Annotated in this window: 13 protein-coding genes; all 13 read left to right on the forward strand. The window is 71.1% G+C overall.

Going from position 1 to position 13154, the window contains the following annotated elements; translation table 11 throughout:
- Nucleotides 1-206 precede the first annotated feature (206 nt).
- The gene (gene gspG / locus ACYQ8L_RS16700) at nucleotides 207-689 is read left to right on the forward strand and encodes a type II secretion system major pseudopilin GspG (protein ID WP_459942949.1); all 483 of its coding nucleotides are present in this window, start codon (nucleotides 207-209) and stop codon (nucleotides 687-689) included.
- A gap of 4 nt (nucleotides 690-693) precedes the next feature.
- Complete coding sequence (locus tag ACYQ8L_RS16705; protein ID WP_459942950.1) at nucleotides 694-2394, forward strand: GspE/PulE family protein; 1701 nt, start codon at nucleotides 694-696, stop codon at nucleotides 2392-2394.
- Nucleotides 2387-3589 (forward strand): type II secretion system F family protein, encoded by a 1203-nt coding sequence (locus tag ACYQ8L_RS16710; protein ID WP_459942951.1) that lies wholly within the window; start codon nucleotides 2387-2389, stop codon nucleotides 3587-3589. Before ACYQ8L_RS16705 ends, ACYQ8L_RS16710 begins: the two co-directional genes overlap by 8 nt.
- Nucleotides 3576-3920 carry a prepilin-type N-terminal cleavage/methylation domain-containing protein gene (locus tag ACYQ8L_RS16715; protein ID WP_459942952.1) on the forward strand — a complete coding sequence of 115 codons (345 nt, stop codon included), beginning with the start codon at nucleotides 3576-3578 and terminating at the stop codon, nucleotides 3918-3920. The genes ACYQ8L_RS16710 and ACYQ8L_RS16715 overlap by 14 nt, the downstream gene beginning before the upstream one ends.
- A gap of 13 nt (nucleotides 3921-3933) precedes the next feature.
- Complete coding sequence (locus ACYQ8L_RS16720) at nucleotides 3934-4329, forward strand: hypothetical protein (protein ID WP_459942953.1); 396 nt, start codon at nucleotides 3934-3936, stop codon at nucleotides 4327-4329.
- Nucleotides 4308-5012: a PulJ/GspJ family protein gene (locus tag ACYQ8L_RS16725; RefSeq protein WP_459942954.1), complete on the forward strand. Its 705-nt coding sequence runs from the start codon at nucleotides 4308-4310 to the stop codon at nucleotides 5010-5012. The genes ACYQ8L_RS16720 and ACYQ8L_RS16725 overlap by 22 nt, the downstream gene beginning before the upstream one ends.
- A complete protein-coding gene (locus ACYQ8L_RS16730) occupies nucleotides 5002-5904 on the forward strand; it encodes a hypothetical protein (protein ID WP_459942955.1) in 903 nt (300 codons plus the stop codon). The genes ACYQ8L_RS16725 and ACYQ8L_RS16730 overlap by 11 nt, the downstream gene beginning before the upstream one ends.
- Nucleotides 5901-7013: a hypothetical protein gene (locus ACYQ8L_RS16735; RefSeq protein ID WP_459942956.1), complete on the forward strand. Its 1113-nt coding sequence runs from the start codon at nucleotides 5901-5903 to the stop codon at nucleotides 7011-7013. The genes ACYQ8L_RS16730 and ACYQ8L_RS16735 overlap by 4 nt, the downstream gene beginning before the upstream one ends.
- Complete coding sequence (locus ACYQ8L_RS16740) at nucleotides 7010-7564, forward strand: hypothetical protein (protein WP_459942957.1); 555 nt, start codon at nucleotides 7010-7012, stop codon at nucleotides 7562-7564. The genes ACYQ8L_RS16735 and ACYQ8L_RS16740 overlap by 4 nt, the downstream gene beginning before the upstream one ends.
- A complete protein-coding gene (locus ACYQ8L_RS16745; RefSeq protein ID WP_459942958.1) occupies nucleotides 7561-8052 on the forward strand; it encodes a hypothetical protein in 492 nt (163 codons plus the stop codon). The genes ACYQ8L_RS16740 and ACYQ8L_RS16745 overlap by 4 nt, the downstream gene beginning before the upstream one ends.
- Nucleotides 8053-8276: 224 nt before the next feature.
- Nucleotides 8277-10289, forward strand: coding sequence for a secretin N-terminal domain-containing protein (locus ACYQ8L_RS16750; protein WP_459942959.1), 2013 nt, complete (start codon nucleotides 8277-8279; stop codon nucleotides 10287-10289).
- A gap of 303 nt (nucleotides 10290-10592) precedes the next feature.
- Complete coding sequence (locus ACYQ8L_RS16755) at nucleotides 10593-12221, forward strand: hypothetical protein (RefSeq protein ID WP_459942960.1); 1629 nt, start codon at nucleotides 10593-10595, stop codon at nucleotides 12219-12221.
- 395 nt (nucleotides 12222-12616) lie between these two features.
- On the forward strand, nucleotides 12617-13154 hold a 538-nt coding region (locus ACYQ8L_RS16760; protein WP_459942961.1), incomplete at its 3' end, for a lipopolysaccharide biosynthesis protein.

Consider the following 13154-nt stretch of genomic DNA (forward strand, 5'->3'; position numbering starts at 1 on the left):
ACTCGGCTGCGAGGTCAAGGGCCTCGGCCGCGGCCACGTGAAGCGCATCAAGGACGCCGTCCGGGCGGAGCAGTTGATGGGGCGGCCGGGGTGAAGTAAGAAGAACGAGCGAGAACGGAGAGGAGGTTTGGGAGGGAGTGGTGTTGCGAATCGTTGGGAGACCGGCCCGTGCCCCAGGTGCGCCGGGCGGAAAAGAGGATAGGGCCATGGAGAATACCGGAGCCGGCGTGAGAACGGGGAGAAGGGATTTCCCGTTCCCCGGGCGATCGGCCTCGAACGCAGAGGAGGGAGAAACGCTCCGTTTCCGGGGCTTTACCCTGATTGAGATCTTGATCGTCGTGGCCATCATCGGTCTGTTGGCTTCGCTAGTGAGCCCCCGCCTGTTTTCCAAGCTCGAATCGTCCAAGGTGAAAACGGCGAAGGCCCAGATCGAGATGCTCGCAACCGCTTGCGACACGTTTCGGCTGGACGTGGGACGCTATCCGCGGTCCCTCGAGGAGTTGCGGCATTCGACCGAGCCCGGGTGGGACGGGCCTTATCTTCCGAAAGAGATCCCGAAGGATCCATGGGGAAACCCCTACCTGTACAAAGTGCCGGGAGACCATGGGGACTACGACATCATCTCGCTCGGTGCGGACGGGCAGCCGGGCGGGGAGGGCAACGCCGCGGACATCGGCAGTTGGGAGTGAGGTAGTGCCCCGTTTCGGTGAACTCTGCGTCGACAGGTGCGGGATCTCGGAGGCCGATGTCGCGAAGGCCCTGTCGTACCAGGAGCGATACGGCGGCAGGATCGGATCCATCCTCGTCAACATGGGCCTGCTGACCGAGGACCAACTGGCCGAGCTTCTGGCCGAGCAGTTGGGGCTGAGGTTTGTGGACCAGTTCGATCCGTCCGCCCTAGAGGAGGTCTCCCTGGAGCCGCCCCCCGAGTCGGTCAATGTCTCCTTCTTGAAGGAAAACGGTTACCTGTGGGTCGGCCGGAGCCCAGAGGGTGATGCCGTCGTCCTGACCTACGATCCGCTGGTGCTGGAGGTGTACGAGCACCTCTCGGAGGGGGTGGGATCGTTCCGGATCTGGGTGTGTACGCGCGGAGGGTTCGACGACGCCGCGCAGGCGCTGGCCGAGGTGCTGGGGGAGGGCAAGGCGCACGACCTTCGCCCCGGCGAGTGGAACGAAGACGAGGTGGAGCGGCTCCGGGAGTTGGCGTCGGAGGCCCCGATCGTCCGCGCGGTGAACAGCCTCATCTCCAGGGCGGTGCAGGAACGGGCTTCGGACATCCACCTCGAGCCGTCACGGGAGGTGGTGAGGGTTCGGTTCCGGGTGGACGGCGTGCTGCGGACCCTGGAGTATCTGCCCAAGTCGATGCAGCTTCCGGTAACCTCCCGAATCAAGGTGCTCGCCGGGATGGACATCGCCGAGCGCCGGATCCCGCAGGACGGCAAGATCGCGACGATGCTCGGGGGCAGGTCGGTGGACATCCGCGTGTCGACCCTGCCGTCCGTCCACGGCGAGACCGTGGTCCTGCGACTCCTCGGGCGGGACGACGCGATGCTCCGGCTCGACGCCCTGGGGTTTCGGGGAGATCTGTGCGACTCGCTTCGTCGGGACGTCGCGCAGACCGGGGGGCTCGTCTTGGTGACCGGGCCGACGGGGAGCGGGAAATCCACCACCTTGTACGCCCTGCTGCGAGAGGTGCCGAAAGAGCAGGTGAAGGTGGTGACGATCGAAGATCCGGTCGAGTACCAGATGGACGGGGTCACCCAGGTCCAGGTGCGCCCCGACCTGGGGTACGATTTCGGCGACGTGGTGAGAAGCGTGTTGCGGCAGGACCCCGACGTCATTTTGGTCGGGGAGATCCGTGACCGGACCACCGCACGCACCGTGCTCCAGGCGGCGGTGACCGGTCACCTGGTGTTGAGCACGGTGCACACGACCGACGCGGCCTCGGCGTACGTGCGCCTCGTGGATCTGGGCGCGGAATCCTACATGGTGGACGCGGCCCTGCTCTCGGTTCTGGCCCAGCGTCTCCTTCGGCGGTTGTGCGACTGCGCCGTTCCCTGCGGGAACGACCCCAAGGGCTGGGCGGGCCTCCCCCTCGACCGGTGGGCGGCGGAACTGGGCCTCGACCCCGCCGGTGTCCGGGTGCCGGCCGGCTGCGAGCGGTGCGGGGGCACGGGGTACGCGGGGCGGTTTGCGATCGGGGAGTACCTTCCGTACGGGGAGGAACTCCGGTCCATGGAGAAGGGGCCCGGCTTTGCGGACGGCGTGCGGCGTTGGATGGTCGGGCGGGGGTTGCCCACCCTGGCCCGGGAGGGCGTCGCACGGGTCCTCGAGGGCCGCACCTCCGCCGCGGAGTTGGCCCGGGTGTTGGGAGACGTGATCGACCGTGGGTGAGTTTGTGTACCGCGCGTACACGGCCGAGGGGGCCGTGCGCGAGGGGCGGATCGAGGCGCCCGACGAGGCCGAAGCCGCACGGCTGCTTCGCGGCCGGGGTCTGCGGGTGGTGAGTCTCGACGCGGACCGGGGCCGGCAGGGCGCCAAACGGGCCGGCCGGCGGTCTGCCCGGGTGGGGACGCAGGACACCCTGGAGTTCGTGTCCCGGTTGCGGGTGCTCGTGGAGTCGGGCGTACGGCCCGACCGGGCCCTCGAGGCGGTGGCCACCAGCTTGGGGCGCGGGGCGATGGGACCCGTGGCCGAGGATGTGGCGCATCGGGTCCGCGGGGGGGCCGGGATCGCCGAGGCGCTGTCGGCCCATCCGGAGGCCTTCGACGCGGCGGTCCTGGCGGCGGTTTCGGTGGGCGAGGCGTCGGGGCGGCTGGGGCCGGCCTTGCGTAAGCTGGAGGAGGAGCTCACCCTCCGACGGCGGCTGCGGCAGAGGGTGGGCCAAGCGCTCGTGTACCCGCTGGCGGTGTGCGCGGTGTCGGTGGCCACCGTGGGGTTTCTGACCCTGTACGTCGTTCCCCGGTTCGCCGCCCTCGCACCGGGGGAGGCGGGGGGAGGGCTCTCGTGGCTCCTGGCCGCCGAAGGGTTCCTGCGCCGCTACGGCTGGGCGATGGCGGCGGCCGCGGGGGCGGCGGCCTTCGCGATCGGCAGGGCCCTCCGGAACAAAAGGGTCCGGGAGGGGGGGCTCGAACTCGTGGCGCGCCTCCCCCGGCTCGGAAGGGTGGTCTCCACGGCCACCGCGTTTCGGGTGGCGAGTTCTCTTTCGCTTCTCCTCGGGGCCGGGCTCCGGGTGGATGAGGCGCTGCGGGTCGTGGGCGAGTTGCTGCCCACGGCGCGCATGCGCGCGGCGGCAGCCACCGTGCGTCAGGGCGTGGCGCGGGGGGAGCGGCTGTCCCGGGGCCTGGTGGCCGTCCGACTCCTCGATCCGGCGTGGGAGGGGGTGGTGGAGGTCGGGGAGGAGGCGGGCCGTCTGGCCGAAACCTTTGCACGGATCGCCGAAGAGACCCAGCAGCAACTCGAGGACTCTCTCGTGAAGGCCACGGGGTTGATCGAACCCGTTCTCATCACGGTGGTCGGGTTGATCGTCGGGGGGGTGGCGGTGGCGCTGGTCTCGGGAATCCTCGGAATGACCGATGTGGCGTTTTGATCGGGTCTCCGCCCCCGGCGGGTTCTCGTTGGTGGAACTGCTGATCGTCTTGGCTCTCGTGGCGTTTACCGCCGCCTTGGTGGGACCCCAGGCCGTACGGGTGCACCGGGCCGTGGATCGCCGACTCGAACGCCTGGCCGGGAGTTGGGCGGGCCCGACCGCCTCGTTCGCGGCGTTCGTCCGGGAAACGCCGTGCCGAGTCTTGGCGGACGGGGAGGCCCTGCGGGTGCAGGCCTCGGACGGGGGTTGGGATCTCCACCTGTTCGCCAAGGGCGGGCGTGTCCTCGACGGAACGACCTACGATGCGCACGGGAACCGGTCGGCCCCGTAAGTCGGAGCAGGGGGTGAGCCTCATCGAGGCGGTGACCGCTCTCACCATCGTCTCCCTGGTGGCGCTCGCTTCGGTCACCGCCCTGCGCGTCGCCGCGAAGGCGAGGACCCGGGCGCGGGAGGCCTTGGCCGTGGCGGAGACGATCCAGCCCATCGTTTGGGCGGTTCGGGAGCGCCTGGAGAAGGGGGAACGGCAAGGGACCGGGGCGATCCGCGAAATGACCTATGAATGGAGCACGGAACCCGTGGCCGCGGCGCCGAACCTCCTCGCGGAGTCCGACGAGTTCGAGGGGGGGCGGAGGGTAGGCGGCCACGTGCTGGAACTCGTGAGGGTCACCCTGACGGTCGCGGCGGGCCCGGGGCGCGGCCGCGCGTTCCGGTACGACGAATGCGTCTGGCACCCCCGGTGACGGGGCGGGGCCGCGAGGCCGGCTTCACGATTCCGGAGGTCTTGGTCTCCCTCGCGATCCTCGCCTCGGTGCTGTGGCTCGCCACCGCGGGGTTGCAGCAGGTGGTCGGGTTTCTGAGCCGGGGCGGCGACGCCCCCTCCCTCGACCGGGTGCGGGTGCGTTGGCTCGTCGCCGAGGCGCTGGAGGGGGTTTTCGACTATTACGTCGCCCCCGCGGGGGGCCCCGAGACGAGGCCTTGCGTGCCCTACTTCGAGGGCGATGGGACGGGATTCACCTTCGTCACCCTGAACGCGGTCTCGGCGCCCGGCGTGCCCGCCTGGGCACGTCTCTGGTACGATGCGCGGAGGGGGAGTCTCGTGTACGGGGAGCGCCCCATGGAACGGTGGTTTCTCCGTTCGGCCGGCGACCGGCCGGAACCGGCGTACGAGGTGCCCGTGTTCGAGGGGATCCGGGGGGTCGAGTTCTCCTACGAGGGGATCCGCTCGACCCGCGAGGTGTTCACCGGCGACGACGTGCGGTTCGAGGCGGTTCGCGGCGAGGGAAGGGACTGGGACGGAGCCCGGTACCTGCGGCTTCCGGAACGTATCCGGATCCGGGTGCGGGGCGAGGCCGGCGAATGGGAGTGGACCGTGCCCGTGCGGGGCTCGAACTACCGGAAGCGGGAGTTCTTCTGTGGCGAGTGAGGGAGCGGCCCGGGGCACGCGGGGGACGGCCCTGCCGCTCGTGCTGGGCATCGTGGCGGCCACCGCGGCGGCGGTGCTGCTCGCGCTCGCGGCCGCGAGGGCGAGGGTGTGGGCCGCCGGGGCGGCGCTCGACAAGGCGCGGGCCATGCTCGGGGCCTACTCCGGCGTCAGCGCGGCGGTGTTCGCCGTGGCCACCGCCCCCCGGGCCGGCGGGCTGTTCCGGTCCGACTCCGAGGCGGTGGGGGATTGGCCGTCCGACGGGACGCCGAAGGACTGGAGGGGGGAAGCCCGGGTGCGGATCTGGTCCCTGGACGCGGTTCCGTCGGTGGCCCTGCAACCCACCGTCGTGGCGGCCCTCCTGGATGCCGGCGGGGATGACACGGATCGAAGCGGGTTTCGGGCGAGGGACACCGTGGCCGATTGGGCGGACCCCGACGATCTCAAGCGCTTGAACGGGGCCGAGGCCTGGGAGTATCGGAGCCGGGGGCTCCCGTACACCCCCCGAAACGCCCCTCTGCAGACCAAGGAGGAGCTCCTGCTGGTGCTGGGGGTGTCCCCGCAGCGGTACGAGGACGTGCGGGAGCGCGTGGTGTACTGGGGGGCGCCCCTGGCCCGGGTGGCGGCCATGGATCCGGCGGTTTGGGGCGTCCTGTACGGCGACGACGTGGCCGCCGCCCTGTCGGACCTGCGGGCGAGCGGCGTCCTCGACGCCCGTCGCGTCGCCGGCGTGCTCGGCCCGTCCGCGCCGGAGGACCTGTGGGACGAGCCGGTGAGGAAGGTCCGGGTCGTGTCCGAGGCCGAGGTCGGCGATGCGCGGGAGCGGCTCGAGGTCCTGGTCTCGGCCCAACCCTGGTTGGCGGGGCCCCTCGAGATCTGGGAGTGGCGGCGGTGAGCCCCCGGTTCACCGCGGGCCGCCTGCTGCGGTGGGGGTACGTGGGGGATGCCGAGGGCATCCTGGGCCGGAAGGGGCTGCGCCCGTCCACCCCCGTGGCCGCCCGGGCCGTCGTGGTCGGGGGAGGGTGGTGCCGCGAGTGGTTGGGGGATCTCCCCCCCACCTCCCGCCGGGACCTGGCGGGAGCCGTGGGTTGGGAGGTGAGGGCCCACTGCCCCTTCCCGGTGGAGCGGGTGGCGTGGCGCGAGCGCTGGGAGGCCGACCGGGTCCGCGTGAACGCCTGGGCGTTCCGGACGGGGTGGACCGAACGCCTGCGCCGGGGGGCCTGGCTTGCCGTGCCCGAGAGCGCCGTGGTCGCGGAGGCCGGCCCGCCGGGCCCGGTGCTCGTGAGTTGGCGCGTGGGGGGCCGGACCCGCTACGTGTTCAAAGATGCGCAGGGATGGGTGCGCGGCGTCGGGTTTCGGGGGGAGATCGGCGAGGACGAGGTCCGCCGGATGGTGGGCGGGGAGGCGGCGGACTGCCCCCACCACCACTTGGGCGAGGACGATGCGTTTTTCCGCTGGCTTTCGGGCGCCGTGGCGGGGGTTCCGGTGCGGCGGTGGAACCGGTTCCTCCGGGGACCCCGGCCCGAGGCCCGCGCGGGGGCGCCCCGGCTCGGGCGGGTCGTCCTGGTGGGGGTGCCCCTGGCGTTCGCGGCGTACGCCGCAGGCCGCGCCGCCGTGGTGGACCGGGCCGTCGCGCGGTGGGAGGCCGAGGAGCGCGCCGCCCAGACCCGGTTGGCCGAGGTGCTCCGGAGAAAGGACGAACTCGGGGCGCTGGAGGCGCGCATCGCCGCCCTGGGCCCGGTGTTCGCCCAGGACCGCAGCGTCGTGGCGCTCGTGAACGAACTCGACGGGGTCCTGCCCGAGGGCACCAAGCTCTGGGAGTTCCAGGTCGCCGGAACCGTGGTGCGGATGCGGGGGGTGTGCCCCGACGCCGTGGCGCTGCTCGAGGTGCTGCGGGGCGTCGAGGGGGTGTCGGGGATCGAGCTCGAAGGGGGCGTGGTGCGGGACGAGGGGGCCGGCCTCGACCGGTTCGCGGTGAAGTTTCTCTACGGGGCGCCGCCGTGAGCCCGTCGGGAGCCAACGGTGCCCTGCGCCGGTGGGGCATGGCCGCGGTGGTGGGCCTGGCGGTGCTGCGCTTCGTGGCCCTGCCCCTCTGGCGCCGGGCCGAGGAGGGGGTCGCCCGGGTCGAGGCCGTCAAGCAGCGGGTGGCGAAGGCCCGGGCCTGGGCCGAGGCCGCCGGCGCGGTGGACGAGGCGCTCGCCGCGGCCCGCACGGCCTACGGGGACCTCCGGGGTCGGCTCGCGTCCGCCGACTCACCCGAGGACGCGAGGATCTGGCTCCAGCGGGCGGTGCGGCAGTGGGCCGAGGATGCCGGGGTCTCGGTGGGGCGGGTCGAGGTGGTGCTGGCCGAACACGAGGGCCTGTGGAGGGTGTCGGCGTCCGTGTCGGGCCAGGCCGCGTTGCCCCGGTGCATGGCGTTTCTGGCCAACGCGGAGCGCGCCCGGCCCGGCGGACGGGTGGAAACCCTGGTGCTCCGGCCCGGCGCCGGGGAAGGGGTGGTGCGGTTCTCGGCCGGCATCGTGGCCTGGGCGGGGAACCCCGGGGGGGAGCCGTGAGGCCGCTCCTCCTCGTGGCGGTCCTGGCGATCCTGGCGGGCGCCTGGGATCTCCACGGCCTGTGGACCCGGCTCGCCTCGCCCCCGCCCCCGCTTGGGCCGCGCGAGGTGGCGGTCCCCCGACTCCCAGCGGGCCCGCCGGGCGATCCGGATCCGCGGCCCGAGTACGGCCCCCTCTGGCCCGTGGGAACCGGAAACCCCAGCCGGGGCCGGGCGGAGGCATCGGGCCCGGCCGGGGCCGGTGCCAGCCGGGAGTCGGAACCCCAACCCCAGGCCCAGCCCCGACTCCGCGTCCGCGGTGTCTGGGACCGGGCCGGGGAGCGCGGGGCCGTCGTGGAGGCGGCGGGGGAGTCCGGGTGGGTCCGGGTGGCCCCGGGGGACCGGGTCGGGGCGTACCGCGTCGTCGAGATCACCCCGTGGGGGGTTCGGTTCGCCGACGAGACCGGGCGGGAGTTCGAGGAGAGGGTGTTTCCCAGGGAGGAACGATGACGGATCGAGGCTCCGCTGGCCCAGGGGGCAGCCTGCTCGCAAACGCAAGAACGCGCCGCTTCCGGCCGCACGGCGGACCGCCGCGGCCCGTACCCGTGGACCGCCGGTCGCCGACCGCCGACCGCCGACCGAAGTTCCTCGGAACGGTGCTGGGATGCGCGGGGGCGATCGCGTGCCTGCTCGCCGGGTGCGCGGGTATGGGGCCCCGGGACGAGGAGGTTCCGTTGGCCTTGCGGGTGCACGACGCCCAGGGCGTCCCGGCCCCCGGGGCCCCGGCCGGGGGGGGGGCAGGTTCGCCGGCCCCACGGTTCGAGACGGTGCGGGAGGCCCCGGCCGAGGCCCGCACCGAGCCGGAGCGGGCGCTTTCGGGGCCCGAGGCGCTCCTGGGCGACGAGCCGGTGCTGACCGTTGCGGCCGACGGGCTTCCGGTGCCCCGGTTCGTGGAGTACGTGTTCGGCGAGCTCCTGGCGCTCAACTACATTCTCGACCCCCGGGTGGCCTCGAACCGGAGCCCCGTGACGCTCCATTTCCGGGAACCCGTGAGCCCGCGGGACCTCTACCGGGCCGCCGTGGGGGTTTTGGCCTCGGCCAATATCGAGGTGGTCGCGAACGGCCCCGTCGTGTTGATCGCGCCCAAGGGCGCGGGCGGCGGGGTCCCCCGGTTCGGCATCGGGAGCGGGCCCGACGACCTCCCCCCGGGCCCGGGTCCGGTGGCCCAGGTCGTGCCGCTGCGCTACGCGTCGGCGGTTCGGGTGATGCCCCTGCTCCCCCGGGTGCAGGGGGTGCAGGTGGAGGTGGTGCGGGGCGAGAACGCCCTCCTGCTCCGGGGGGAGCGGGAGCAGGTTGCGGCCTACCTCGACGTGGTGCGGGTGCTCGACCGGCCCGCCCTGCGGGGGCGGTACGCCGCGCTGGTGACCCCGGTGTTCCTGCGGGTTTCCGACCTGGTGGGGCGCCTGCGAGACGTGCTGAGGGTGGAAGGTGTGCCGGTGGCCTCGGGCCCCGAGGATGCCGGCGTGTTTCTGGCCCCGCTTCCGGAGACCGGGCGCGTGCTCGTGCTCGCGGCGGAGCGGGAGTGGCTCGGGCGCGTCCGCGAGTGGGTCGAGGTCCTCGACCGGGCGCCCGTGGGGGAGACCCGGGAGTACCGCATCTACCGCCCCAGGAACCGGCGGGCGACCGACCTGGGGGGCTCCCTCTCCGCGCTGATCGAGGGCGGCCGGGTGGCCCTGCCCGCGGCCTCCCGGGAGAACCAGGGGGAACGGCCGGCCGGCGCGCCGCCGGCCGGAAGGCCGCAGGCGGGGCAGGACGAAATCTCCGCCGACGGGGGGTTTCGCATGGTGGCCGACGAGAACCAAAACGCCCTCATCTTTTACGCCACCGACGAGGAGTACAGGGGGGTCCTGAGGGTTCTCGAGCAACTCGACCGCATGCCGGCCCAGGTGCTCCTGGAGGCCACGATCGCCGAGGTTACCCTGTCGGACAACCTGAGCCTCGGGCTGGAGTGGAACCTGAAGTTCGGGGCCGGCCGGGCGTCGCACACCGTGGGCACCCTGGGGAACCTGGGGCTCGTGGCGGGGGGGCTCGGGTACTCCCTGGTGGCCGACTCCGGCGACTTCCGCCTGTTCCTCAACGCCCTGGCCTCCCAGGACCGGGTGCGGATTCTGTCGAGCCCCCGGCTCCTCGTGCGCGACGGCCGCAGCGCCGGCATCCGGGTGGGCACCGAGGTTCCCGTGGTGACCTCGGAGGCCACGAGCGCCGACGTGGTGGTCGAGGGGTCGAGCGGGCTCGTGCGCACCGTGCAGTACCGGTCCACCGGGGTGGGCCTCACCGTGACCCCCACCGTGAACGAGCAGGGCGCGGTCACCTTGGAACTCTCGGTCGAGGTGAGCGAGGCCCAGACAAACAACCTTTCGTCCATCAGTTCCCCGATTATCCTGAACCGGAGCATGCAGACCGAGGTGGTTGCGTTTACGGGCCAAACGGTGGTATTGGGGGGGCTCATCTCCCGCAGCCAGAGCCGGTCGCGAAGCAAGGTGCCGTTCCTGGGGGACCTGCCGTTTCTGGGCTGGCTGTTTCGCACCGACTCGCGGGGCGCCAAGGACACCGAGCTCGTGGTGGCGCTGACGCCGCGGGTGGTGGCGACGCTCGACGATCTCGCGAGGTCGCGCAGGGACTTTCTGGAGGCGTTCCGGCACCTGTCGGAGGCGGGGGTAGAGAACGGGGCGGCCGATAAGGACTAAAGTGTGGGGTCGAGGCTGCCGATACAATCGTCAATGAAACCGGGGAGGGAAGGGTTGACACTGGTGGGGGGGCGGAGTAAAGTTCTTCGCCAAGTTTGTGTGGGGTACCAGGGGCGCTCTCCGTATGAGAGCCCCTTGCCATAGACGGGGCCTAGGTGGTGTCCGTGTTTTCGAACAGAAACAAAGACAAAAAGGAGGTGACGCGGGGACGAGGGAAAAGGGAGGTTTGGGATGCTGGCAGTTTCCCGGGAGGTCCGGGAGGGCAGTTGGTTCAACGCAGTGTAACCTAAGGAGGAAACGGGAATGACGAAAAAATGGGTATGGCTGGCTGGTCTGGCAGCTGTGGCGATGGGGTCGGCCCCGGCCCTCGCGGCGTCGGGGGTCGGGATCGGCGATCCGACGGCAACGTACAACGGTGAGATGACCCTTCCGGCCGAGGTCATGAACGGCACGGACGAGTATCTGGTGGATCTGGACGGGAACACCGGTCTGGGGAACGACTTCTCGACGGTCAGCGGATACGTCGACAACATCTTGCGGTACAAGAACGACTCGGGCCTGGCCGCCGGCGACGACCTGCGGTTCATGCTCACGAACGCCACCTGGGACGAAACGCAGACGCTGGCGCTCCAGTTGGTGGAGGGTGAGTATGGGAACCCCGCCGACGTGGATGGGGACGGTACTCCGGGTGAGACCCTGCCGATCAACATCGGGGCGGTGACCTACGAGGACCTGGACAACGACGGGCGCAAGGAGACCGCCCGGCTGCGGGTGCTCTCGAGCGGCTTCACGACGAGCCCCGGCCTCGTGTACCAGTTGGTGACGACGACCGGTGCGAGTCCCAAGATCTGGGTCGATCCCGGTCTGGGAGATGGGGACACGGTGGACGTGGCGGTGGACCTGTGGCGGATCTCGTCGGTGACCGGGTTGCCCGAGAAGATCACGGCCGCCGATGCCTCGAACACCCTCTTCGACGTGGAGACCCAGTTCCAGTTCGCCGTGACCCAGGCCACCTCCACCATCGACATCTTTTCCGCCGTCCAGCCGCGGTACACGTTCGTGGAGGAGGGCGCTGCCGACGACGTGCTGACGTCGGCGAACGACACGGACCTCACCGCGTCCGCCGCCACGTTCACCTGGACCGTGAATCCGGACGTGGAGGACGCGATCGCCCCGAGTATCCACGCCGACGAAGCCACCATGTCGTTTGCTTCCGTGAGCGGTTCGCTCCAGAGTGCCATTACGGGCGTTTTCGCGGAGTTCGGTACTGCCACGGCTGATGATGCGGACGTAAATCTTCTCGCTGCCCCGCCGATTGACGTGAAGGCAAATCTCGACAGCACCGTGACCGACGACGTGGTCATCACCGTGAACGGTACCGAGGTGATCGTGACCGACGACTTCGAACTCGGGCTCGACGTGGTGTTCCTGAGCGGCTTCGGCGGTTCGAACAAGAGCGGTCAACCGCGTTCGGGCACGACGCTGAGCTACGGTCCGGAGGCTTCCCACACCTGGCGGCCGAACGGCGCCCAGTTCCTGGTGCCCTATGTCAACCTCGACACCACGAACTACGAGACTTTCATCATCGTCACGAACACGAGCAGCGCCGACGCGGAGGTGTGGGTGGATCTCGTGACCGACCAGGGCAACAACGTGACGGGCTTCCAGTTGCCCTCGTCCGCGCCCGCCAACCAGACCACCATGTACAAGTTTGAAGACATCCGCGCGGCCATGGATGCGGCTGGGTATACCTTCACGGGTGGCCCGGGTGGTCTGTCGGAGCGCGGGGCGCTGTGGTTCACGGTGGCGGCCCATCCGACCAAGGTCCGGGCCACGGCCATGCAGATGAACGTGCTCGGGAGCCCCATCAAGCGTTACGTCCCCGTCCTCACGCCGGAGGAAGGCGAGCAGGCGGGTTGGTGGAAGAACTAATCGGTCTGGCAGCGGGAAGGGGCCGCTTCGGCGGTCCCTTCCCGGCGCAAGCCGAGAGTGTACGGATGGGCGACCCGAAAAGGGTCGCCCACCTTTTTGTACGCCCGGCACGGGCCCTGACTTGGAGGGGCAACTCCTTCTCCGAGGAGAAGGTCACAAGAAGAGGGAAGGGAGCCGCGAGGGCGGGGGTCTGCGTCGAGACGGGGAATCGGCGGGTGAGGGCTTTGGACCGGGAAGGATCGGTCGGGGGTGTGCCTCCGGAGGCGCCGAATGCCGAAGGAGCTTCGGCGAGGTGCGGACGCCGGAATGGACGGACCCACCCTCCGCCGGGGGCTTGGGCGATGACGAAGGGGCGGTGAGGGGCGTGCGGGCCGGGAATGGAAAAGAAAAGGACCTTGGGCTTTAGGGGGGCTGTGGCCGCCCTCGCCGGGGGGACGGCGGCTTCGCAGGCGCTGACGCTCGCGGTGGCGCCCGTTTTGTCGCGCCTCTACGCCCCGGACGCCTTCGGAATCTTCTCCGTGTATGCCTCATTGGTCGCGGTGGTCTCGGTGTTTGTCGGGTTGCGGTTGGATTTGGCGATCCACCTGCCCGAGGATGACGACGAGGCCGCCGAGGTGCTTTCGACTGCACTCGCGGCCACGGCCGGGTGCTCGCTCGTCGTGGGAGCGGGGGTCTGGTTGGGCGGGCCGTGGTTGGCAGCCCGTTTGGGGGATCCGAGGGTGGCCGGATACCTGTGGGTGCTTCCCGCGAGTCTGCTGGGCGCCGGGGTATTCCAAGCGTTTCGGATGTGGGGAGTGAGGCGGGGGGCCTTTCGGGGTTTGGCGGCCGGAAGTTTCGTGCAGGCGGCGGGCCAGGCCGCGGCGCAGGTCATCATGGGGTTGGGTGGCCTGGGGCCGGGTGGGCTGATCGGGGGGGAGGCGCTGGGGCGGTGCA

The organism is Deferrisoma palaeochoriense, assembly GCF_054656955.1.